At 56.5% G+C, this 21,675-nt stretch carries 22 protein-coding genes and 1 pseudogene; 6 read left to right on the top strand and 17 right to left on the bottom strand.

From position 1 onward, the window contains the following. Positions 1 to 168: 168 nt before the first annotated feature. The 13 genes and pseudogenes from QMK33_RS11155 to QMK33_RS11215 all read right to left on the bottom strand — a co-directional run bounded on the left by QMK33_RS11155 (position 169) and on the right by QMK33_RS11215 (position 10,805). On the bottom strand, positions 169 to 762 hold the full coding sequence (locus QMK33_RS11155) for an RNA polymerase sigma factor (RefSeq protein WP_283564664.1): 594 nt from the start codon (positions 760 to 762) through the stop codon (positions 169 to 171). 259 nt (positions 763 to 1,021) lie between these two features. Continuing rightward, positions 1,022 to 1,528, bottom strand: a complete 507-nt coding sequence (locus QMK33_RS11160) for an NADH-quinone oxidoreductase subunit J family protein (RefSeq protein WP_283564665.1) — start codon at positions 1,526 to 1,528, stop codon at positions 1,022 to 1,024. A gap of 78 nt (positions 1,529 to 1,606) precedes the next feature. Beyond that, on the bottom strand, positions 1,607 to 2,191 hold the full coding sequence (locus QMK33_RS11165) for a NuoI/complex I 23 kDa subunit family protein (protein ID WP_283564666.1): 585 nt from the start codon (positions 2,189 to 2,191) through the stop codon (positions 1,607 to 1,609). A 40-nt stretch (positions 2,192 to 2,231) separates the two neighbouring features. Further along, positions 2,232 to 3,338 carry an NADH-quinone oxidoreductase subunit NuoH gene (gene nuoH, locus QMK33_RS11170; protein ID WP_283564667.1) on the bottom strand — a complete coding sequence of 369 codons (1,107 nt, stop codon included), beginning with the start codon at positions 3,336 to 3,338 and terminating at the stop codon, positions 2,232 to 2,234. A 128-nt stretch (positions 3,339 to 3,466) separates the two neighbouring features. Beyond that, the gene (locus QMK33_RS11175) at positions 3,467 to 4,492 is read right to left on the bottom strand and encodes an NADH-quinone oxidoreductase subunit G (RefSeq protein WP_283564668.1); all 1,026 of its coding nucleotides are present in this window, start codon (positions 4,490 to 4,492) and stop codon (positions 3,467 to 3,469) included. 136 nt (positions 4,493 to 4,628) lie between these two features. After that, positions 4,629 to 5,966 carry an NADH-quinone oxidoreductase subunit NuoF gene (gene nuoF, locus QMK33_RS11180; protein ID WP_283564669.1) on the bottom strand — a complete coding sequence of 446 codons (1,338 nt, stop codon included), beginning with the start codon at positions 5,964 to 5,966 and terminating at the stop codon, positions 4,629 to 4,631. Between the two features lies 1 nt (position 5,967). Next, a complete protein-coding gene (locus tag QMK33_RS11185) occupies positions 5,968 to 6,306 on the bottom strand; it encodes a hypothetical protein (RefSeq protein WP_283564670.1) in 339 nt (112 codons plus the stop codon). A 12-nt stretch (positions 6,307 to 6,318) separates the two neighbouring features. Further along, positions 6,319 to 6,888 (bottom strand): NADH-quinone oxidoreductase subunit NuoE family protein, encoded by a 570-nt coding sequence (locus QMK33_RS11190; RefSeq protein ID WP_283564671.1) that lies wholly within the window; start codon positions 6,886 to 6,888, stop codon positions 6,319 to 6,321. Between the two features lie 23 nt (positions 6,889 to 6,911). Beyond that, positions 6,912 to 8,174, bottom strand: a complete 1,263-nt coding sequence (locus QMK33_RS11195) for an NADH-quinone oxidoreductase subunit D (protein WP_283564672.1) — start codon at positions 8,172 to 8,174, stop codon at positions 6,912 to 6,914. A 100-nt stretch (positions 8,175 to 8,274) separates the two neighbouring features. Then, positions 8,275 to 8,844: an NADH-quinone oxidoreductase subunit C gene (locus QMK33_RS11200; protein ID WP_283564673.1), complete on the bottom strand. Its 570-nt coding sequence runs from the start codon at positions 8,842 to 8,844 to the stop codon at positions 8,275 to 8,277. Between the two features lie 106 nt (positions 8,845 to 8,950). After that, positions 8,951 to 9,505: an NADH-quinone oxidoreductase subunit B gene (locus QMK33_RS11205; RefSeq protein ID WP_283564674.1), complete on the bottom strand. Its 555-nt coding sequence runs from the start codon at positions 9,503 to 9,505 to the stop codon at positions 8,951 to 8,953. 193 nt (positions 9,506 to 9,698) lie between these two features. Further along, a pseudogene (locus tag QMK33_RS11210) lies at positions 9,699 to 10,076 on the bottom strand (NADH-quinone oxidoreductase subunit A); the annotation flags it as partial. A 96-nt stretch (positions 10,077 to 10,172) separates the two neighbouring features. Next, entirely contained in the window at positions 10,173 to 10,805 is a 633-nt protein-coding gene (locus QMK33_RS11215; RefSeq protein WP_283564675.1) for a DUF4136 domain-containing protein, read from the bottom strand. 608 nt (positions 10,806 to 11,413) lie between these two features. On the opposite strand from QMK33_RS11215, the gene QMK33_RS11220 reads away from it, so the two are divergent. Then, complete coding sequence (locus QMK33_RS11220; RefSeq protein ID WP_283564676.1) at positions 11,414 to 11,602, top strand: hypothetical protein; 189 nt, start codon at positions 11,414 to 11,416, stop codon at positions 11,600 to 11,602. A gap of 3 nt (positions 11,603 to 11,605) precedes the next feature. Next, entirely contained in the window at positions 11,606 to 11,935 is a 330-nt protein-coding gene (locus QMK33_RS11225) for an acyltransferase family protein (protein WP_283564677.1), read from the top strand. Positions 11,936 to 12,370: 435 nt separating this feature from the next. On the opposite strand, the gene QMK33_RS11230 is transcribed toward QMK33_RS11225, so the two are convergent. From QMK33_RS11230 to QMK33_RS11245, 4 genes are all read right to left on the bottom strand, one after another. Then, on the bottom strand, positions 12,371 to 12,871 hold the full coding sequence (locus tag QMK33_RS11230; protein ID WP_283564678.1) for a histidine phosphatase family protein: 501 nt from the start codon (positions 12,869 to 12,871) through the stop codon (positions 12,371 to 12,373). 153 nt (positions 12,872 to 13,024) lie between these two features. After that, positions 13,025 to 13,468 carry a hypothetical protein gene (locus tag QMK33_RS11235; protein ID WP_283564679.1) on the bottom strand — a complete coding sequence of 148 codons (444 nt, stop codon included), beginning with the start codon at positions 13,466 to 13,468 and terminating at the stop codon, positions 13,025 to 13,027. A 642-nt stretch (positions 13,469 to 14,110) separates the two neighbouring features. Then, positions 14,111 to 14,599 carry a DUF4259 domain-containing protein gene (locus QMK33_RS11240; protein ID WP_283564680.1) on the bottom strand — a complete coding sequence of 163 codons (489 nt, stop codon included), beginning with the start codon at positions 14,597 to 14,599 and terminating at the stop codon, positions 14,111 to 14,113. A 147-nt stretch (positions 14,600 to 14,746) separates the two neighbouring features. After that, positions 14,747 to 16,636, bottom strand: coding sequence for an ABC transporter ATP-binding protein (locus QMK33_RS11245; RefSeq protein WP_283564681.1), 1,890 nt, complete (start codon positions 16,634 to 16,636; stop codon positions 14,747 to 14,749). Between the two features lie 212 nt (positions 16,637 to 16,848). Here QMK33_RS11245 and QMK33_RS11250 point away from each other — a divergent pair, with 212 nt between their 5' ends. The 4 genes from QMK33_RS11250 to QMK33_RS11265 all read left to right on the top strand — a co-directional run bounded on the left by QMK33_RS11250 (position 16,849) and on the right by QMK33_RS11265 (position 21,612). Continuing rightward, entirely contained in the window at positions 16,849 to 17,430 is a 582-nt protein-coding gene (locus QMK33_RS11250) for a hypothetical protein (RefSeq protein WP_283564682.1), read from the top strand. A gap of 109 nt (positions 17,431 to 17,539) precedes the next feature. Further along, positions 17,540 to 18,142 carry a hypothetical protein gene (locus tag QMK33_RS11255; RefSeq protein WP_283564683.1) on the top strand — a complete coding sequence of 201 codons (603 nt, stop codon included), beginning with the start codon at positions 17,540 to 17,542 and terminating at the stop codon, positions 18,140 to 18,142. 49 nt (positions 18,143 to 18,191) lie between these two features. Continuing rightward, a complete protein-coding gene (locus QMK33_RS11260) occupies positions 18,192 to 19,427 on the top strand; it encodes an MFS transporter (protein WP_283564684.1) in 1,236 nt (411 codons plus the stop codon). A gap of 103 nt (positions 19,428 to 19,530) precedes the next feature. After that, positions 19,531 to 21,612, top strand: coding sequence for a transglutaminase family protein (locus QMK33_RS11265; protein ID WP_283564685.1), 2,082 nt, complete (start codon positions 19,531 to 19,533; stop codon positions 21,610 to 21,612). The last annotated feature ends 63 nt before the right edge of the window (positions 21,613 to 21,675 follow it).

Raw genomic sequence — 21,675 nt, forward strand, 5'->3', positions numbered from 1 at the left:
GTAGCGGGCTTCTACCAAGGAAGACGCGCAACTACTCCTGACCCCTAACGTAAGAAAAACATTTTTTTTGCTCCTGCTCCGGCGTGCTGCCTGAGTTCCCAGGCACCACAATCCTTTGTGATTGCAAAATTCTGTAAACCAATCGATTATGCAAGAATGAATTCTTTGCTAGCTAAACAGAAAAAACAGCCCTATCAGCACAAAATCCCGCAAATAACCCCGGAGCAGACGGCGTGATTTTGTAAGGTGGTACTCCACCGCCTTAGCCGAAAGGTTGAGCTGATGCGAAATATCCTGCACAGAAAAGTGCTCCAATCGGTTGAGCCGGAATATTTCCCGCGATTGCTCGGGTAGGCACAGCAGCGCCCGGGCAAAGGCTTCGGATAGGTCGGCCGCCGCTAAGGCTTGCTCTGTTTCCTGAGTCATTTCCTGCTGGTGCCAGCGGCAGTAGTCGGCATAGGCGGTACGCACCTGCTGCGCCCGCAAGTGCCCAATAATGCGGTGGTTGATAGCGCCTATCAAGTAAGACTCCAACTGCTCAATGTGGTGCTCGGCTCGCTTGTGCCACAGCGCGGCAAATAGGTCCTGCACCAGCTCCTCGGCCGTTTCCCGTGATTTGAGCTTGCGGTAGGCCAGCCCAAACAGGCGCTGCCAATACCGCTCATATACCTCCGCAAAGGCCGCCCGGTCGTCCTGGCCCAGCGCCTGAAGCAACGCCTCGTCGTCCCAGGCTGCGCGTGCTCGTTGCGAGGAAGTGTTCACAAGCCAATAAAAGATGGGTTAGAGAAAGCACTAAGGCAGGAATATGGTAAATGTACTGAATGTTAATGGTAAATTGCTCTTTCAGCAAATACTTGTCAGCCAACTAAATAAATTTTTGTAGAAATAGCTATGCTAGTACTTACGCATGTACGGTCAGCCGGGCGGCCTTGGTGTAAAGGCGGCTACGTGTCAGTATTTGGATATAAAAAAAGAGCGGTAACTACCTTGGCAGCTACCGCTCTTCAACAAAAGGAATATGCTAGAAATTGCGCTCGCCTGTCTCACGCTTGCCCAGCATTACCGAGCCTACCATAGCAGCCAGCAGCAGGATGGAAGCCAACTCAAATGGCAGCGAATACTGCTTGAACAACACCATGCCCAGCCGGTTAACCATACCCACCTGCGAGTCAAACGTAGCTGCGTCGTAGCCAGTGGGCTGTACATTGTGCAGAGCCGCCACCATTATCAGCAGCAGCGAGCCCCCGGCGATAGTAGCCGCCACCTTCGCCAGCATAGGCTTGTGCGGCTCCGTATCCTGGTTGAGGTTCAGGAACATAATCACGAACAGGAACAGCACCATAATAGCCCCCGCGTACACGATGATATTCACGGCGGCCAAAAACTGCGCGTTAAGCATCAGGTAGTGAGCAGATAGCGTGAAAAACGTGAGAATGAGGAACAGCACGCTGTGCACCGGGTTTTTGGCTAGCACCACGCCCAAGGCACTCAGTAAGGCTACGAACGCAAGGAAAAGAAAGAGGGACATACAAGGTGTGGTAAGCTTTAGCTTGCCGTTCTACTTATGAGTTTTAGTAATCGGCAAGCCAAAGCTTACCGCCCAGCACTAGGCTGGCGTTGCCTGGCCGCGTAACTTATCGGCCTGCTCAGACGTCAGTTGGATGCCGCGCTTCGAGCGATTATCCGGCGACACGGGCTCTACCAGCCGGTCTTTGCCGTAGATAAACTCATCGCGCTCGTAGCGTGGCGGGGCCATCTTATCAGCTTGCAGGTACACGGCGGCTTTGGGGCAGGCTTCTTCACACAGACCGCAAAAAATGCAGCGCAGCATGTTAATTTCGTAGCTAACGGCGTATTTCTCCTCGCGGTAGAGGTTTTGCTCACCTTTTTTGCGCTCGCCGGCCACCATGGTAATGGCCTCGGCGGGGCAGGCTACGGCGCATAGCCCGCAAGCTGTGCAGCGCTCGCGGCCCTGCTCATCGCGCTTGAGCACGTGCAGGCCCCGGAATACGGGCGAAAACGGCCGCGTTTCCTCGGGATAGCGAATAGTGACCTGCTTTTTGGTTGCGGCCCGGTAAAAGTGCCGCATGGTAATGGTCAGGCCCTGAAAAATCGCTGGCAAATAAGCCCGCTCGGCGAGCGTCATTGGCTTTTTTTCCAGTTTCTTGGCGCGGTTACTTAGCGATTGCATAGGTCAGGTAGGTAGGGCAGGGGAAGGGAGCGGCCGGGGCCTAGCTCAGCAGCCACCACGACTTTATTTCCGGAATAATGCCGGTGGTGATAAGGCCGCCGGTGAGCAGAATATTGAAGATAGCCAGCGGGATGAGGATAGTCCAGCCCAAGCGCATCAGTTGGTCGTAGCGGAAGCGCGGCAGCGTCCAGCGCACCCACATAAAGAAAAAGATGAACGCGAAAATCTTCGCAAACACGCTCACCACGCCCAAAATAGCCACGATGTTCTGCGCCGCATCCAGCGACAGGCCCTGCGCCGTGTGCAACCAGCCTTGCAGCTCGTATTGGAAAGGAAAGTTGAAACCCCCGAAATAGATAACGCTCATCACGGCCGACGCCACGAACACGTTGATGTACTCAGCAAACAGGTACAAACCCATTTTCATGGAGCTGTACTCGGTGTGGTAGCCGCCCACCAGCTCGGTTTCACACTCGGGCAAGTCGAAGGGCGTGCGGTTGGTTTCGGCAAAAGCGCACACAATGAAGATAAGGAAGCCCAGCGGCTGCTTCACCACGTTCCAAAAGTGCCACTCGCCGGGTACCGACTGCTGCAACGTGATGTCACGCAGCGACAATGAGCCCGACATCATCAGCACCGCAATCAGGGCCAGGCCCATGGCTAACTCGTAGCTAATGTTCTGGGAAGCAGCGCGAATGGCACCCAGTAGCGAAAACTTGTTGTTCGAAGCCCAGCCGCCAATCATGATGCCGTATACGCCCAGTGATACGATGCCAAACACGTAGAGCATGCCCACGTTGATTTCGATGCCTTGCAAATGCACCACCGTATCCCCAAACTTGAGGAAGCTGCCAAACGGAATAACCGCCGACGACATCAGGGCCGTAATCATCGCCAGGCAAGGCCCGAAGATGAACAGCGCCTTGTTGGCCCCGCTAGGAAAAAACTCTTCCTTGGTAAATAGCTTCACGGCATCGGCCAGCGGCTGCGCGAGGCCCCAGGGCCCGGCGCGGTCCGGCCCCACGCGGTCTTGCAAAAAGGCGGCGATAACGCGCTCTGCATAAGTGCAGTAAGTGGCAATCAGCAGCGAAACGCCGAAAATTACCAGAATAACGAGGCCTTGCCAGCCTAGAGTTTCGAGAGGCATAAAGAGGGTGTCATGCTGAGCTTGCGAAGCATCTTATCACGTTCGCGGCGCTCGAATAGTAAGTAGCTCTGACAGAGGCAGCTGTGATAAGATGCTTCCTTCGTCAGCATGACAAAAATCGTGATTGCTTAAAAAGTCGTGCCGCTCAGGCCGCCTAGCTTCAGGGGCGGGTTCTGCTCTAGCTCGCGCACCGTGCTCTCGGGTAAGTCGGCGATGACCTGGGGGTTAATTACTGGCAGCTCGTAGTGGTTGGCCGAAATAACCGAAGAGCGGTTGATGTGCGCCGGGCCTTCAATCACCCAGTCAGCCGTTTCCTTTTTCTCGAAGCGGCACTCGTTGCAAATCCACTCTTTCACCTCGCCGTACTCGTCCTTTCGGGCAGTCACGCGCAGCACGTCCTTGCCTTTGTACCAAAGGGTTACGTGGCCCGCGCATTTCTCGTGGCCGCATTCGCGGTGGGCATTTACCGGCTTGGTAAACCACACGCGCTGCTTGAAGCGGAAGGTTTTGTCGGTGAGCGCGCCCACGGGGCACACGTCAATCACGTTGCCGCTGAAGTCGTTGGAAATCGTATTCTCGATATACGTGCCGATTTCGGAGGCGTCGCCGCGGCCCAGCACGCCGTGCACGCGGGCCTCGGTGAGCTGGTCGGCGGTATACACGCAACGGTAGCACAAGATGCACCGCGTCATGTGCAGCTGAATGTAGGGGCCGATGTCGATTTTCTCGAAAGTGCGGCGCTCCTCTTCGTAGCGCGTGGTGCTCACGCCATGCTCAAACGCGAAGTTCTGCAGGTCACACTCGCCGGCCTGGTCGCACACCGGGCAGTCGAGCGGATGGTTGATGAGCAGCATCTCCACAATGCCCTTGCGCACATCGAGCACCTGCTGGCTGGTCGTGTTTTCGACTACCATGCCATCCTGCACCGGCGTAATGCACGAGGCCACCAGCTTGGGCATGGGGCGCGGGTCCTTAGATGAGCCGGCCGCTACGCGCACCAGGCAGGCGCGGCACTTGCCGCCACTGCCTTTTAGAGGCGTGTAGTAGCACATGGCGGGCGGCACTACGCCGCCCCCAATTTTGCGGGCTGCATTAAGGATGGTGGTACCGTCTGGCACTTCTACCTCAATTCCGTCGAAAGTTATCTTAGCCATTAGAATATATACGGCTTATGAATACGTTTGTCATCCTGAGCTTGCGAAGGACCTTATCACGCGCGCATCGTTGGATTGATTTAATCTGAGAGGCGCAGCCGTGATAAGATGCTTCGTTCCTCAGCATGACAGTTACTTATGCAAGCACCATGTTGCCGCGGTACACCGCGCCCGGCGCAGTTGCCTCCTTGGGGTGCGTTACGTGCCACTCAAACTCGTCGCGGAAGTGGCGCACGGCGGCGGCTACCGGCCACGCTGCGGCCTCGCCAAGCGGGCAAATGGTATTGCCCTCAATTTGCTTGGCCACGCTCACCACCAAGTCGATGTCGTGCATCGAGCCGTGTCCGTGCTCTAAGCGGTGCAGTACTTTCTCCATCCAGCCGGTGCCTTCGCGGCAGGGCGAACACTGCCCGCAGCTTTCGTGGTGGTAAAAGCGCGAGAAATTCCAAGTGTTCTTCACGATGCACGTCGTTTCGTCCATCGCAATAAAGCCCCCCGAACCCAGCATGGTACCCGTTACGAAGCCCCCGTCGCTCAGCGACTCATACGTCATCAAGCGGTTTTCGCCAGCAGCCGTTTTGAGAATCAATTCTTTAGGCAAAATCGGCACGGACGAGCCGCCGGCCACTACGGCCTTCAGTTCGCGGCCTTTCCAGATGCCACCGCAGTACTCATCGGAGTAGATAAATTCCTCCACCGGCACGCCCAGTTCCAACTCGTAGATACCAGGCTTGTTGAGGTGGCCGCAGGCCGAAAATAGCTTGGTACCCGTGCTTTTGCCCAGGCCAATTTTGGCATATTCATCGCCGCCCATGTTCAGGATGGGCACGACACTGGCAAGGCTTTCTACGTTGTTCACTACTGTGGGCCGGGCATACAGGCCCTGCACAGCCGGAAATGGCGGCTTGTTGCGCGGGTTGCCCCGCTTACCTTCCAATGATTCCAGCAGTGCTGTTTCCTCGCCGCAGATATACGCGCCTCCACCCGGATGTACGTGTAAATCAAGTGAATAGCCCGAGCCCTGAATATTTTCTCCCAGGAAACCCGCCGCGTAAGCTTCAGCAATAGCCTTCTCCAGAATACGCATCACGTACAAAAGCTCACCGCGAATGTAGATGTAGCTGGTGCGCGCCCCTAAGGCGTAGCTGCCCGCAATCATACCCTCAATGAGCAGGTGCGGCAGCTTCGACATCAGGTAGCGGTCTTTGAACGTGCCGGGCTCCGACTCGTCGGCGTTGCACACGAGGTAGCGCGGCACGCCTTCGGGCTTGGCCAGAAAGCTCCACTTGAGGCCTGTGGGAAAGCCAGCGCCGCCACGCCCACGCAGGCCCGACTTCTTCACTTCTTCCACCACTTCTTCGGGCGTCATTTTCAGCGCCTTTTCCACGGCGCGGTAGCCGCCGTGCTTGCGGTACACGGCGAAGGTTTCAATGCCTTCGACGTTGACGTGTTCGGTTAATAGCTTGCGTCCCATATTACTTGTTTTCTAGGCGTTCAAGGCAATTTTCAAAGCTGACGATAGCCCGCTCAATGCGGTCGCCCTGCTGCTGCTGCTGGTCAAAGCGGCGGCTGGTTTCTTGCTGCTGGTCTAACTGGTTGAAGCGGCGGTTGAATGCCTGCTTTTGTTGCAGCGTTACTTCTGCTGTGCGATTAATAGCTTTACTCGAATGCTGAACGTTGTCTACTACTTGTAGTAAAATATTTTTCATATTTCCTAAGTGGCTTTCAACGCTCTCCAATCGGTCGTTTATACCGTGTATCTCAATTAAAATCTCCGCTACTACCAGCGGCAGGTCCTTGCCCTGCTCAGCCACAGTAGAGGTGAATTAGTTGTTTTGCAAGGAGTTAGGCAAATTGCCTTCCCAAGGTAGAATGGGCCGATGCACCAGCCCTTTCAACTCATCCAGCATGGCGTGCACGTTTTCTTCCGTGTCGAGCGACTCGTAGTACTTCTCGCGCACCTGCACCACGGGGGCAAAGCCACAGGCCGCCAAGCATTCTACTTCCTTGAGGGTGAAGTGGCCGTCGGGCGAGGTTTCGCCCACCTTTGCGCCAGTAATGCGCTCTAGGTGAGCCGTTAGCTCGTCGGAGCCGCGCAGCATGCAGGGGCCGGTGCGGCAGATTTCCAGCACGTGCTTACCTACTGGCTTGAGGTTGAACATCGTGTAAAACGTGCTCACCTCGTACACTTCAATTGAGCGCAGGCCCAGGGTTTCGGCTACCAAGTCCTGCACCTCGGGGCTCACCCAACCGCCAAACTCGGCCTGCGCAATGTGCAGCACGGGCAGCAGGGTTGACTTCTTGCGGTCGTCGGGGTAGTGCGTGAGCAGGCGCTTAATCTCGGCCTGAGCAGCGGGCGAAAACTGAGGTTTGGCGGGCGTGGTAGTAGGCTCCATATCAAGTACTTTCAACTAAAAAACTAGGCGTCCAGCTCGCCGGCAATCACATTCATCGATGACAAAATCACGATGGCATCCGAAAGGCTCGTGCCCACTACCATCTCCGAATAAGCTTGATAATAAATGAAGCACGGGCGGCGGAAGTGCAGGCGGTAGGGCGTGCGCCCGCCGTCTGAAACCAGGTAGAAACCCAACTCGCCGTTGCCGCCTTCCACCGAGTGATACACTTCACCCACTGGGGCGTCAATCTCGCCCATGATGATTTTGAAGTGGTAAATTAAGGCCTCCATGTTTTTGTACACGGCTTCCTTGGTGGGCAGGTAGTAATGCGGCGCGTCGGCGTGGAAAGGCCCGTCGGGCAAGCGGTCAAGGGCCTGATTGATAATGCGCAGGCTCTGCCAGATTTCCTCGTTGCGCACCATGAAGCGGTCGTAGGTATCGCCGTTGGTGCCTACCGGAATGTCGAACTCGAAGTCTTCGTAGGAAGAATATGGGTTCATCACCCGCACGTCGTAATCGACGCCGGCGGCCCGCAGGTTAGGGCCGGTAAAACCGTAGTTGAGGGCTTTTTCTGCCGTGATGGGGCCCACGTTTACCACGCGGTCCATGAAGATGCGGTTGCGATTGAACATCGCCTCGAACTCCTTCATCACAGTTGGAAACTCCTTCAACCACGTGCGCAGCTTGTCGATAGCTACGGGCGTGAGGTCGCGCTCCATGCCGCCCACGCGGCCCATGTTGGTGGTGAGGCGCGAGCCGCAGACCTCCTCGTAAATTTCGTAAATTTTCTCGCGCTCCTGAAACACGTAGAGGAAGCCGGTGAAAGCGCCCGTGTCCACACCCAGGATAGAGTTGCAGATAAGGTGGTCGGCAATACGTGCCAACTCCATCATTATCACGCGGATATACTGAGCACGCTTGGGCACCGTTACGCCGAGGAGCTTTTCTACCGTCATGTGCCAGCCCATGTTGTTGATGGGCGACGAGCAGTAGTTCATGCGGTCCGTCAGCGGCGTAATCTGGTAGAACGGCCGCCGCTCCGCGATTTTCTCAAACGCCCGGTGGATGTAGCCGATAGTGGGCACGCCCGAGATGATACGCTCGCCATCCATTTGCAGGATGTTCTGAAAAATGCCGTGCGTGGCAGGGTGTGTCGGGCCCAGGTTGAGGGTCGTAAGCTCCTGCGAGAAGTCGTTGAGGGTGGGCACCAACTGACCGCCTTGCTGCTCGCGGGCCTCTTCAGTTATTTTGTGGGTGCCGGCCAGGGCGTCGTTTACTGCCATTTGAATGGGTGCTTGGTGCTCAGTGCTTGGTGCGTAGTGCATGAATTGCCGGTTGAACAATCCAAGGACCAAGCACTAGGTACCATGCACCGTTTATGGGTTAGCGACCGAAGAAAAGGTCGGTTTTATCTTCGCGGGTGCCGTCTTCCACGGGGTACTGCTTGCGCATGGGGAAGTAGTCCATGTCATCCACATTCAGGATGCGGCGCAGGTTGGGGTGGCCGGTGAAGATGACGCCGTAGAAGTCGTAGGCTTCGCGCTCCATCCAGTTAGCCGCTGCGTAAATATCTGATAGCGTGGGCACTACCGGGTCAGCCACCGGAAAGAAAATCTTGATGCGTAGCCGGACGTTGTGTACCAGACTATGCAGGTGATAAATCATGCCGAGCTCCTGGTTCAGGTTTTCGGGATAATTGATGCCGCACATAGTGGTGAGGAAGTGGAACTTAAGGGTTTCATCCTGCTGCAAGCCCGCCACAATACCGTGGATATGCTCGCGCTTGGTCGTTACCGTGAGCAGGCCATAGGGCTCACTCACGTCGCTGAACGTGGATTCGCCAAACAGGCTGTGCAGCAGCGCCAGTATCTGGGCGTTTTGCTGCGCGGTTGGGTCCTGCGCGGCGGCGGTTTCCTGGGCGGCGGTCGATTCTTCTTTGGTCGGGTCAGCCATGCTTTTTAGCTGTTAGCTTATGGCTGCTAGCTGTTAGCTTTTTACTGAGCCTCTTTCAAAAGAAAGAAGCTAACAGCTAACGGCTACAGGCTAACAGCTAAGGAAATTACTTGATATTGTAGGAAGCCAGCAGCGCAGCATACTCGGGCGAGTTGCGGCGGCGAATGCTCTCGTTCTTGGCGAGGTCCTGCACGCGCATCAGCCCATCGAGCACCTGCTCGGGGCGGGGTGGGCAGCCCGGAACGTATACATCGACCGGGATGATACGGTCGATGCCTTGCAACACCGAATAACTGTCGAAAATGCCACCCGAGCAGGCGCAGGCACCCATGGCCAGCACCCAGCGGGGCTCGGCCATTTGTTCGTACACCTGCTTCACGATGGGGGCCATTTTCTTAGCAATGGTGCCCATCACCATCAGCAAATCGGCCTGACGGGGCGAGAAGCTGGGGCGCTCGGAGCCGAAGCGGGAGATGTCGTAATGGGCTCCCATTGTTGCCATGAACTCGATGCCGCAGCATGAGGTAGCAAAGGGCAAGGGCCATAGCGAGTTGGCGCGGGCAATGCCCACCACTTTCTCCAGGGAAGTAGCAAAAAAGCCCGCGCCCTCGATGCCCTCGGGGGCCGACACGGATTTGATTTCAGGAACGCGGGTATCCATATTCAATTAACAGTTAACAGGTGTCAATTATCACTTCAAGTGGCAATCAGTGAGTTATAATGTCTTTGGGAAGATAAAAAACTGATAATTGCTAGTTGTTAACTGATAATTGCTAGGCGGCCTGGGCAACTTCAACAGGCTGCTTAGCCAACACCGGCTTTGCCTTGAAAGTTTGGCTGGGTACGGCCTCGTTCCAGCGCAGAATGCCTTTTTTGATAACGTAGCCAAAGCCGGCCATGAGCAGCGTCATGAAGATTATCATCTCGACGAAGCCGGCGGTGCCGAGCTGGCGAAAATTAACGGCCCAGGGGTACATGAAAATCACTTCCACATCAAACAGCACAAACAGGATGGCCGTGAGGAAATATTTCACCGAGATGGGCGTGCGGGCGTTGCCTACGCTCTCGATGCCACACTCGAAGGAGGCGTCTTTTACCTTGCTGTGGCGCTTGGGCCCCACGAGGTGCGACACAATCATGGCGAAGGCAACAAAAGCCACGGCCAGCCCAAACTGAATGAGGATGGGCAGGTAGTCGCTGGGCTGGTAGGCAGAATTAAGGACGAGTAACATACAGGTCAGCTAGTTAGGTGGCGGGCGCCTTGGCGCGGACAGGCAAAGGTACACTTGCGCCGGGTTGGGCGAAAGCGAAAAGTGACCTGCCGCCGCTCAGCGCGGGGTTTCGGAGGCTGGTACTACGCTCGGCGCGGCCCCCGGCTCGCCGCTGGGCTGGGCATTCATGGCCCCGTCGAGGTTGCCGCCGTTGAAGTAGTTTTCAGTAAAAATGCGGTAGCGGTCGAAGATGGAGCGTACCGAGCGCACCAGCACATATTCGCCGCGTAGGCCCTCGGGCACCACCACGCCCGAGGCGTAGCCGTTCCAGATGGCGTTGTCGGTGTGCGTGTCGATGAGCGTGACCATGAGGGTGCCATCAAGCATGAGCAGGCGAGTTTGCTGGTAGGCGTGGCGCTGCTCGTCAGGGGTTTCTTCATTTTCGGCCTCGTTGTTTTTAACCCAGCGCGTAATGTCGTCCTGCACGAAGCCGGGGAAACGGATATCACCTTCAAACAGCTTGAGGCTCACCATGAGGTCGGGGTTGCGGTGCGAGAAGCGGTAGCCTTGCATGCGCATGCGCTGCTTCACGGCGTCGCGCAGCGCTTCGCTGATGCGGGTGCTGTCGGCGGTGAGGCCATTGCCGCTCAAAAAATTGTAGGTGCGGTAGTGCCGAAAGCGGCCCCGATAGCTGTAACTCGACTCGATGCGGGCATCACGCGAGGTGAGGCAGCTGGAAAGTAGCAGCATGCTTAACAAGCAGACCAGCTGAAGAGTAGCGGTAAATTTCATAGGAGGAGAAGAGGGAATTCATTGAACTCTCTAAATTACTGCAGAAACCTTGTTTTGATGCTAGCGTTCAGCTTATTACGGGTGGTGGGGGTGCCCAAAGGTTATATTTGGCCTTTAGCCAAAGTGCCCGCCCGATGGAATAGCCTCCTGCTTATCCACCCCACTACATTGGCAGAAGAGTATTTTGCCCGGGAAAAAAAAGCCAGGTGCGCCACGAGTTTTTTGAGAACAAAGTCTTCGCAATGCCCGGGCCAGTCTTGCGCATAATGCTATATGCTGGCAAATTATAGATGAATTGCCACCAAGCGTTGCGTGGCCAAAAATACCGGGTGCTAATGGCCGCCGGCTTCAACTCCAAATCGGCGTTCAACGCGGCTTTTAAGAAGCACACCCAGACTACCTCGTCTCAATTTCGAAAAAGTGACCCGCTGGAGTGAAAAGGCAGAATTGTGGGAGGTAGCGCGTCCGACGTTCGTGAGGTGCTACGCCTGGTTGGCAAGGTATGTCGGGGAAGGGGAGGGCCGCCGGGAGGTTTGTTTCATCAGTTCACTTGGCCCTGCTCGGCTATGAGTCCCCTTGCTGCCCAACCCTCCACCAGTACCCGCCGCTACGACCTCAACTGGCTGCGGTTGCTTGCCTTCGGCCTGCTGATATTCTGCCGCCCGGGTATGGTTTTCGTCGGCGGGGGCTCCCACCTGATGAGCCGGCTCAACAGCCCCGCGCTGGAACTACGGATGGAGTCTCTGAACCAGTAGCGCATGCCTCTGCTATTTGTAATTTCCGGGGTAGAGCTCACCTTCGCTCTGGGGCGGCGCACCGCGGGGCAGTTCGTGGGCGAGCGCCTGCAAAGCCTGCTGTTGCCACTGGTATTTGGCATGGTGGTGGGTCCGCAGGTGTACTACGAGCGGCTGGCGCAAGGCGCGGGGTACACGTCCCTGCTCGATTTTTATCCGCACTACTCTGAGGGCTCCTACCCCAAGGGCAATTTTATCTGGAATCACTTGTGGTTTATTGCCTGCCTGCTGCCCTTTTCTCTGCTTAGCCTACCCTTGGCGTTGCAGCTGCGCAAGCCCTGCTGGCCCGCCTGAGTAACTGGCTGCAACGGCCGGGCCGGGTGCTGCCGGCGTTGCCGCTCGTTGCCTACCAACTCGTGCTGCGCGTCTTAATTTGGCTTGAAACCCCGCAGGCAGCAATATGTCACATTGCGTTTAATGTCGAATATTTCAGTTGCTCATTATTTATTTAACTGTCTGATAATTAATAAATTGCGGTAGGTGCTGCTGCCTGGAGTGCTGAGCATATACCATGCTGGACAAGCCAGCGCCCAGCTTGTTCGACTCACTGAGCGCGCCGGCCGAATGGGAATAGCCTCTACCATTGCCCTGCCTTCTGCAAGGCAAGCAGTTTCGCGTAGCGCCCGCCCTTGGTCCGCAATTCTTTGGGTGAGTAATTTCCTGTGCCCGGCCGCATTCTACTACCAGCATGCGGCCGGCGGTTTTGTCTGGAGAATAATAACCGCAGGGCTACTGACCGGGGCAGGTGGCCGACGGGTGAATACTCTCCTGGCTTCTGGTCAGCGTAGGGTGCTTGGCTTTGCCTTTGGCCCCACCACCGCTGAAGGTTATGGTCCAGATGCTATCATAATCGTCATCGGGCCACTCTAGCGGCTCTTCAATACCCAGGTTCTTAGCGATTTCGGGGATGCTGTTGTGCTCCCACACCACCAAGGCCGTGCCCCGTTGGTACCGCAACTCCTTAGCAATGCCCTTGGTATTGTCAACGTCGTAGTCGCTATTTACAATGAGGTTGTGCTGCACTGCGTAGGGCGTCACGGTCTGAAACATGCGGGCCGTACTGGTATTCTCGCTGTCGGTGCCGATGAGGGGCACGTAGGTGTAGTCGGGCGGGGTGGGCATGAGCCGGTCGAGCACCGTGGGCAGCGCCAGCGCCCGGTTGAGGCCGGCGCAGGAGAGGTTGTCACCCTCTTCGGGCTTCTCGCCGTGCCGGATGATGATGATTCGCAATACGGCCGCTTCCGGCTTTGCGCGGATAGCCGGGGCTAACGGGCTGATTCTGAATAGTAAGTAAAGACGTGCTTTATCAAGTTCGGTAAGTGTCGGCATGTTGGGAAGGGGGAGGATTCTGGTCAACTTCTAAATTACTGGGGGCATTTGCTTTCACAAAACAGTAACAAAAGTTCTCGGGCCGTCGCTTTTAAAAGTCCAGTTAGTTGTTGGTTTCGGCTCTTCAAGCCGCAAGTTGATTAGCCCTTTATTATTAATATTCCATTCATATTTATAATCCCCCAGAAGCTCAAAATCGACGTATATTTTTACGTCTAGCCAATAAAGCTTACTTAGAATACTTTCAAATTTTTCAAGCCATAACTCCCACTCATATTCTAGTGACTTATAGCTTGCTCCAAACGTGATTACTTGTTGCCGAAATGTGCCCTGCTCATTCGCTGTAGAAAACATGGTTTTGTTTATGGAAGGGATATTTTCGCTAAACTCAGGCAGTTCTGAAATTATCCTTTCATTAAGTAGATGGAGTTTGTAAAAATCTTTTGTCTTCCAAGCTGGACTGTTTATTCGCCCATAAACTAACGTGTTATGAGCCATTTCGATTCTTATTCAATTAAAATACATTTTGTTTATTATTGCTCCCATTTTATTTTTCGCCTTTTTCTTTAATAAAATTATAAGTAATTTCGAGATTATTCATAATTTTATTAATTATAGTAATAAATATGCTTACTTTAGTACTATCAGACTTGTTATAGAGTGCAATATACGTTTCTCCTTCAGAGTCTGTATCAAGTCCTTTTAAAAGTTCTGGATAGTTAGTCTGTAAATAAGTACCCATTAGCAAATAGTTTATGTTAAAAAAATAATGTCATGCTGAACGCAGTGAAGCATCTTAGTCGCGTAACCAGCTCTAAACGTGAAGATTGCTCTTCTGATTAAGATGCTTCACTGCGTTCAGTATGACGTTTTTGTATAGCAAACTAATGAGCAACGGGTACTTAGTAGCTTATAACTGCTTCCCAATTGTATCCGGTCATATAAGCTTGGCTATTAATTGTTTCCATTCTTGCGCTAATAACCATTATCTCCTTATTTCCGGCATCTAAGCAAACCGAAACCTGGTCCCCATATGCGTATTTTTTTACAAAGTAATTCATAATTACTTGCGTTGATTTTCTGCACTAATAAAAAATAACATAAGCCTCACTGCAAATAAGTGCGACTGTATCAGGGATTTTAGCTAATTTTTAGCTCTTCCTTTAGCCCCTTAATCAAGGCATTTAAATTTTCTGACCATTTGTCGTAATTCTTAGATTTTTTCCAAAGTTCTACAATCTCTCTCTCGCCATCTTCATCTGGCACGTTATTTTGAATATCTTCTAGGTACTGTAGAAGAAAGAAAAAAGATTTTTCATCTCCGATGAATTCTATGACTCGGGTTTTTAAATTTTTAGTTTCATCATCTTCGTTTTCATAAGGTAAACTTCCCGTTGTTTTAAATAGTAGATACAACTCCGTGAGCGCCATTGAAGAGTTATCGTACAAGAAGTCAACTTCTTCAAATGATTGACCGAAAAGACTGCCTTTGAGAAAACTTAAAATTTCTGAAAGTGTTAAGGTTATTTGCTGGGAATTTGGGTATTTAATCGAAATATATTCTTCGATTGAATCAACTACGTCTAAGCCGTTGTCACTATCCAATGCCTTGAATCCCCAGGCTCCCATAATCTAACGCTTTAATATCTTGCGTGATTTCGCCAACAATAGCTATATTACTAATGCTTTTTGACTGCCAATAACGGCAAGCATACTACTAGCAGTAAGCTTGCCGGAGGATAATAGCTTGTCTCTACTGCGTAAGCCAGCCCGCTACTACCGGTAGCCCGCCGCCTGCAACGCAAACAGCTCGGCGTAGCGCCCGTTCTTGGCCAGCAGCTCCTCGTGCGAGCCGATTTCCTGCACGCGGCCGTCTTCAACGACCAAGATGCGGTCGGCCATGCGCACGGTGCTGAAGCGGTGGCTGATGAGCACGGCGGTTTTGCCCTGGGTCAGCTCTTTGAAGCGTTGGAAGACTTCATACTCGGCGCGGGCGTCGAGGGCGGCGGTGGGCTCGTCGAGGATAAGTAGCTGGGCCTCGCGCATGTAGGCGCGGCCGAGGGCGATTTTTTGCCACTCGCCGCCGCTCAGGTCCACGCCGCCGTTGAAGCGGCGGCCAATCATCTGGTCGTAGCCCAGGGGCAGCTTGGCGATGACCGAGTCGGCGAGGCTTTGATGGGCGGCCTGCTCGATGCGGGGCTGGTTGGTGCGCTCCTCGATGCGGCCCACGGCCAGGTTTTGGCCGGCGGGTAGCTGGAAGCGCACGAAATCCTGGAAGATGACGCCGATTTCCTGGCGCAGCTCGGCGGGGTCGTACTCACGCAGGTCGTGGCCGTCGAGTAGGATGCGGCCCTCGCTGGGGTCGTAGAGGCGGGATAATAGCTTGACCAGCGTGGTTTTACCCGCGCCGTTTTCGCCCACTAGGGCCAGCTTTTCGCCGGCGTGCAGCTCGAAGCTGAGGTGGCGCAGGGCCCATTTTTCGGCGTTCTTGTATTTAAAGCCCACATCCTCAAACGTGAAGCCCTGCCGGATGGGCCGCGGGAACGGCCGCACCGCCTGGCCCAGCTTAGGCCGCACAATGCGCGGCTCAATCATAAAGAAATCGAAGAAATCCTGCAAGTAGAGCGCCCCGTCGGCCACCTGGCTGAAGCGGCTCAAAATACCTTCGAGCAGGCCCCGCAGCCGGGCAAACGAACCCGCCAGAAACGTAAGCTGCCCGATGGAAATGGCCCCGCCCACGGCCTGCTTAATGATGTATAAATAAGCCCCGTAGTAGCCGGCCGCCCCCACGGCCGCAAACACGGTGCCCCAGCTGGCGCGGCGCAGCGCCAGCGTCTTGTTCTGGTAGTAAAACTGGTCGGACAGCGTGGAGAAGCGCGCAATCAGGAAATCGGATAACCCAAAGATTTTCACCTCTTTAGCCGTTTCGTCGCTGGCGCCGGTTTGGCGCAGGTAGTCGAGTTCGCGGCGCTCGGGCGTCCAGGAGTGGGAGAGGGAGTAGCTGCGCTCGTTGAAGTGGCTTTCGCCGAGGAAGGCGGGCACCACGGCCAGCAGCAGCAGGCCCAGCAGCCAAGGCTGGAAGGCCACCAGGCCGGCGGCCAGCAGCACCAGCGTCACGGCGTCCTGGCCCTGGGCCAGTACCTGGCTCATGAGCACTGAGCGCGAGAGCGTCTGGCGGCGGGCGCGCTCCAGCTTATCGTAAAAATTGCTGTCTTCAAACTGGTCGAGGTCGAGCTCGGCGGCGTGGCGCATGAGGCGCACCGAGCTGGCATTGGCGAAGAGGTCGCCGAGCAGCGAGTCGAGAAGGGCCACGCCCCGGCCCAGCGCATCGGCCAGTAGCACGAGACCAAACTCCAGGGCCACGAGGCTGAAAACCGGCGTGAGCACCCGGCTGGCCGGCGGCAGCTTGGTGAGCTGCACAATGTCATCAATGATGAGCCGGCCCACGTAGAGCATGGCCAGCGGCAGGGCGGCCCGCAGCAGACGCAGCGCAATGTTGCCGAGCGTGAGCGCCGGTGAGGTGCGCCAGATGAGCCGCAGAAAAGCCGGCAGGTGGCGCAGGGCCGACACCCGTTCGCGCACGCTCACGGCGGGCTTCTCGGGGCCGCGCCCGCCGCTGGGGTTCTTTGCAGAAATACGTTGAAATAAATTAGATAAGAAACTCATAGACCCGCCATACGGCATATTTGGGGCCGGGGTGGGGGAGGGGTCATTTTGGCAGGGGCGCGCCGGCCGCAGCCCGTCGAACGGAGCTGCCCGAAACGGCTCGTTGCCCTGAAATTCTCGTTGGCCGGCCCATAACCCTGCGGCACAAGCGCCGTTCAACCGGCCGTAGGTGCGCTTGCCACTTCGTAACCCGTTGCTTTTCTGTATTTTATATGAAGGATTACTGCGTTGCCTTTGCTACTGCCACGCTTGGGCTACTCGGCCACGCGGCCACCGCCCAAACCCCAATGGACGATTGCGCAAAGCTGAAGCTCGATAATGACCGGCTCCGGTTTGAGAATACCAACCTGCGGCAGGGCGTTATGGTGCGCAGCCTGACCACGGCCGCGCCGCAAGCGATAAGCCAGCCGGGCGATGAACTGGCAGCAATGCAGCACCAAACGGCGCACAAAGTAGACTTTGACCTCATCAAGTGCCAGGGCGATACCAAGGCGCAAACCGTAACCATCACGCTGGTTCTGACTAATGCGGTAGCCAGCCAGGCCGTGCAGTTCGTGCGGGTAACCGCCATTGATGAGAAAGGGGAGACGTACAAAACGCTTAATATCCACGTTGGCGCGCAGGGTCAGCAGCGCACGCTAGCCACGGGGGTGCCCGTGAAGGCCACTTTTATTATCCCCCAGGTACTGCCTTTTAATCAGGTACTTAGAATTATTTCGTGCCCCATTCAGGCGGCCGGCAGCTACCCGGCTACGAATATCGAGTTCAGGGACGTGGCCATTACCTGGCAGTAAGTTGAGGACTGCTTCGAAAATGCCCTTTGCGCGTGTCACCTGGTAACCCCTGCTAGAAAGGGCCGTTTAATGGGTGCTATACCCTTTTTTCTAGCTCCTTAACCTTTGTATGAAGTATTTCTGCCCTGTTTTCGCCACTGGTATGCTTTTGCTCCTCGGCCAGTCGGCCACCGCCCAAACGGCGATGGATGAGTGCGAGAAGCTGAAAATTGACAACGCCAAGCTCAAGTTTGAGAATGCTAATCTGAAGAAGGGCATTATAGCCCGTAGCCCGACCACTGCCCCGGTGCAGGTTACGGGTGGGCAAATGGGCGGCGCTACCCCATCGGGCACCACGCAGGGCACGCAGCATCAAACGGTGCAAAAAGTTGATTTTGCCCTCGTCAAATGTCTAGGTAATGCGAAGGGCCAAACGGCCATTATAACCTTTTTATTGACAAACACCGCCGCCAATCGTGATGTGCAATTCATGCAGTTTAAAGTAGTAGATGAGAATGGCGATGAATACCAAACTGACGACATTTTAGTTGGCTCAGGCAAGCGCAGAGGCAGCCTGGCCACTGGTATACCAGTAAAAACAATCGCTACGGTCTCTAAAATACTGCCATCTGTTAAGCAGTTTAAACTGGTGTCATTTGAGATTTATCAGGAGGGTAGCGTTGGTAGAACGGATGTTGTTGAATTCCGCAACGTGCCCATCTCCTGGAAATAGCCGTTGCTCATGCCATTCGTAGCGCCCGGGCCCGACCTTTGCGCTACTTATGCTTGGTTCGTATTCGCGGGGCTTCTGGCTGATGTGCCTGTCGTCGTTTCTGTTCTTCCTGTCTTTCAATCTGTTGCTGCCCGAGTTGCCGCAGCACCTCACCGACCTGGGCGGGGGCGAGTACAAGGGCTTCATCATTGCGCTGTTTACGCTCACGGCGGCCATTTCGCGGCCGTTTTCGGGTAAGTTGTCCGACACGGTGGGGCGCATTCCGGTGATGATATTCGGGTCGCTGGTGTGCTTTGTGTGCGGGTTTTTCTATCCGCTAGCGCTCACGGTGAGCGGGTTTTTGCTGCTGCGGCTGCTGCATGGTTTCAGTACGGGTTTTAAGCCCACGGCTACCGCCGCCTACGTGGCCGACATTGTGCCCACCCACAAGCGCGGCGAGGCCATGGGCCTGCTCGGCGTAACGGGTAGCCTGGGCATGGCCGCCGGCCCGGCGCTGGGCTCGTGGGTGGCCGAGACGTTCTCCCTGAACACCATGTTTTACCTGTCGAGCGCGGCGGCGCTGCTCTCGGTGCTGGTGCAGGGCACGCTCACCGAAACCCTGCCCCAGGTGCAGCGGCATAGGTTTAGCTTCTCGCTGCTAAAGATTAAGCTGGATGAGATACTGGAGCCGCGGGTGCTGAGCCCGGCCCTGGTAACGCTGCTGTGCCTGTTTCCCTTCGGCGCGGTGCTCACCGTGATACCCGACCAGAGCCGGCTGCTGGGGCTGGCCGGGCCCACCAAAGGGCTGTTTTACATCTGCTACACGCTGGCCTCGCTGGCGGTGCGGCTGGCGGCGGGCAAGGCCAGTGACACCTACGGGCGGGTGCTGGTGCTGCGCTGGTCGGCGGGCTTGCTGGCGCTGGGGCTGGCGGTGCTGGTGTGGTCGCCGTCGGTGCCCGTATTCCTGGTAGCGGCCGTGATATTCGGCCTCGGCACGGGGCTGAACTCGCCCACGCTTTATGCCTGGACGATTGACCTGAGCCACCCCGAGCGCCGGGGCCGGGGCGTGGCCACCATGTACATTGCCCTGGAGGTGGGCATCGGCATTGGGGCGCTGCTGGCGGGCTGGGTTTTTGACAACCAGCCCGGCCGCCTGCCCTGGGTGCACGCCCTGAGCCTGGCCTGCGTGCTGGCGGCCCTGGGCTACCTGCTGCTGGGCGTGAAGGCCACGCCCCCCGGCCCCGCCGCCCACGACGACCTGGCCGCCCAGGCAATGGCCGTGGCCGGGCCCGAAGAAGTTGTGTAGATAACGGGAAGAAGATGTTGGTAATCAAGTAGCCGCCCCCTACTTTTACCAGGTAAGGGCGGCTATATGATTTTATACCCGCAGCCTCCAATAACATCTTTCTATGATTCAAAAACTACGTACTTGGAGTTCTGCGGTGGTAGGAGTGCTGGGGCTGTTGGGCCCGGTAGCCAGCCAGGCGCAGCAGGCCGGCGCGCAGCCGGTGGTTATCAAATTTGGCAAGCCCGAGCTGGCCGATTTTGCCGCCAAAAACTTTGTGGGCGACAGCGCCGCCGCGGCCGTGGTGCTCTACGACTTTGGCACGGCGCGCTTCACGCTCAACGGCCTCAGCTTTCAGATGGAAACGGAGCGCACCACGCGCATTAAGATTCTCAAAAAAGCGGGCTACGAATACGCCACCGTGGAGATTCCGCTGTACCACCGCAATGGGAGCGAGGAGAAGGTAACGAACCTTAAGGGCTTCACCTACAACGTGGTAGATGGTAAGGTGGAGAAGGTGAAGCTGGAGAGCGCCAACATGTTTACCGAGGAGCGCAACCAGAACAACCGGGTGCGCAAGTTTACGCTGCCTGGCGTGCGCGAAGGGGCCATTATCGAGTATTCGTACTCCGTAACGTCGGACTTCCTCTTCAACTTCCAGCCCTGGACGTTTCAGCGCGACATCCCCACGCGCTGGAGCGAGTTTCGGGCCACCATTCCCGAGTACTTCACCTACAAGATGCTGATGCAGGGCTACGAGCCCCTGGCCCTGCAAACCCAGGAAGAAGTAAGCACGCAGTTTACGGCCACCGAGCGCGTGCAGCGCGCCGATGGCGTAACAATAGGCGGGGGCGTAACGAGCCACTCGGCCAGTTCTACGGAAACCATTCAGGCGCGGGCCACCAACTACCACTGGGCCATGCAAAACGTGCCCGCCCTGCGCGAAGAGCCCTTTATGACCACCCCACGCGACTACGTGGCGCGCCTCGATTTTGAGCTGGCCGGCGAGCGCATGCCGGGCGGCGCGTACCAAAACCGCTCGGGCGGCTGGCAAAAAATCAACTCCGAGCTGATGGCCCACGAGGAGTTTGGCCTGCTGCTCGAACGGGCCGGGTTTCTGAAAGAAGCCCTGCACGTGCTGGCCATTCAGCACCCCGACCCGGCCGCCCGCGCCGCCGCCGTGCGCACCCTGGTGCAGCAAACTGTGAAGTACGACGGCACCAACCGCCTGCTGGCCAGCGGCTCGCTCAAGCACACCTGGGAGCAGCACCGCGGCAACTCGGCCGATGTGAACCTGCTGCTCATTGCGGCCCTGCGCCAGGCCGGGCTGCCCGCCCAGCCGGTGGTGCTGAGCACCCGCACCCACGGCCGCATCAACGAGAGCTTCCCGCTGCTAGAGCAGTATAACTACGTGGTGGGCCTGCTGCCGCTGGCTGACAGCACTGAGCTGCTGCTCGATGCCACCGAGCCGCTGCTGCCCTGCGGCATGCTGCCCGCGCGCTGCCTCAGCCAGCTGGGCCGCCTGGTGGCCGCCAGGGAGCAGCCCGGCCGCTGGGTAACGCTGGCCCCCAAGCAGCACCACAATCACTTTCAGAACATTAAAATGGCGGTGGACGACCAGGGCAACCTCACGGGCGAGGTGCACGAGGAGCACGGCGGCTACGCGGGGGCCTTGGCCCGCGAGGAATTGCAGGCGCTGGGTGAGAAAAAATACGTGAGCCAGCTCACCACCCGGCACCCCAGCTGGGAAGTGCCCAGCTACAAGTTTGCGGCCGTGGGCGAAGTGGCTCAGCCGCTGGCCCTCACCTATGCGCTGCGCCAGCCGGCCAGCACGCCCGGCACGGCCCAGGAGATTTACGTGAGCCCATTGGCCTCGTTTGGCGAAGGGCGCAACCCGTTTCACCACGCCGTGCGCACGTACCCCGTCGATTTTGGCGCACCCACCCAGGACGTTATTATGCTGACGCTGACCCTGCCGGCCGGCTACACCGCCGAGCTGCCCAAGCCCGCCGTGGTAGACCTGCCCGACCACGGCGGGCGCTACATGTATTCGGCCAGCAGCACCACGCCCGGCACGGTGCAGCTCATGAGCCGCCTCGTGCTCAACAAGGCCGTGTACGGCGCTGAGGAATACGCCAACCTGCGCGAATTCTACCGCCTGGCCCTGGCCAAGCAGTCGGAGGCACTGGTTCTGAAAAAAATCTAATTACGGCCCGCCGCGCCCCGGCCGGGGTGGGCGGGTATTTCTGCTGAGTATGTATGATGGGAG

Source organism: Hymenobacter sp. H14-R3 (assembly GCF_030063445.1).
Lineage (GTDB): Bacteria > Bacteroidota > Bacteroidia > Cytophagales > Hymenobacteraceae > Hymenobacter.

Coding starts and splice junctions, on each gene's coding strand:
- QMK33_RS11160 (WP_283564665.1), bottom strand. CDS start 1,528: ATGTCCCTCTTTCTTTTCCTTGCGTTCGTAGCCTTACTGAGTGCCTTG.
- QMK33_RS11165 (WP_283564666.1), bottom strand. CDS start 2,191: ATGCAATCGCTAAGTAACCGCGCCAAGAAACTGGAAAAAAAGCCAATG.
- nuoH (WP_283564667.1), bottom strand. CDS start 3,338: ATGCCTCTCGAAACTCTAGGCTGGCAAGGCCTCGTTATTCTGGTAATT.
- QMK33_RS11175 (WP_283564668.1), bottom strand. CDS start 4,492: ATGGCTAAGATAACTTTCGACGGAATTGAGGTAGAAGTGCCAGACGGT.
- nuoF (WP_283564669.1), bottom strand. CDS start 5,966: ATGGGACGCAAGCTATTAACCGAACACGTCAACGTCGAAGGCATTGAA.
- QMK33_RS11190 (WP_283564671.1), bottom strand. CDS start 6,888: ATGGAGCCTACTACCACGCCCGCCAAACCTCAGTTTTCGCCCGCTGCT.
- QMK33_RS11195 (WP_283564672.1), bottom strand. CDS start 8,174: ATGGCAGTAAACGACGCCCTGGCCGGCACCCACAAAATAACTGAAGAG.
- QMK33_RS11200 (WP_283564673.1), bottom strand. CDS start 8,844: ATGGCTGACCCGACCAAAGAAGAATCGACCGCCGCCCAGGAAACCGCC.
- QMK33_RS11205 (WP_283564674.1), bottom strand. CDS start 9,505: ATGGATACCCGCGTTCCTGAAATCAAATCCGTGTCGGCCCCCGAGGGC.
- QMK33_RS11215 (WP_283564675.1), bottom strand. CDS start 10,805: ATGCTGCTACTTTCCAGCTGCCTCACCTCGCGTGATGCCCGCATCGAG.
- QMK33_RS11220 (WP_283564676.1), top strand. CDS start 11,414: ATGAGTCCCCTTGCTGCCCAACCCTCCACCAGTACCCGCCGCTACGAC.
- QMK33_RS11225 (WP_283564677.1), top strand. CDS start 11,606: ATGCCTCTGCTATTTGTAATTTCCGGGGTAGAGCTCACCTTCGCTCTG.
- QMK33_RS11235 (WP_283564679.1), bottom strand. CDS start 13,468: ATGGCTCATAACACGTTAGTTTATGGGCGAATAAACAGTCCAGCTTGG.
- QMK33_RS11240 (WP_283564680.1), bottom strand. CDS start 14,599: ATGGGAGCCTGGGGATTCAAGGCATTGGATAGTGACAACGGCTTAGAC.
- QMK33_RS11245 (WP_283564681.1), bottom strand. CDS start 16,636: ATGAGTTTCTTATCTAATTTATTTCAACGTATTTCTGCAAAGAACCCC.
- QMK33_RS11250 (WP_283564682.1), top strand. CDS start 16,849: ATGAAGGATTACTGCGTTGCCTTTGCTACTGCCACGCTTGGGCTACTC.
- QMK33_RS11255 (WP_283564683.1), top strand. CDS start 17,540: ATGAAGTATTTCTGCCCTGTTTTCGCCACTGGTATGCTTTTGCTCCTC.
- QMK33_RS11260 (WP_283564684.1), top strand. CDS start 18,192: ATGCTTGGTTCGTATTCGCGGGGCTTCTGGCTGATGTGCCTGTCGTCG.
- QMK33_RS11265 (WP_283564685.1), top strand. CDS start 19,531: ATGATTCAAAAACTACGTACTTGGAGTTCTGCGGTGGTAGGAGTGCTG.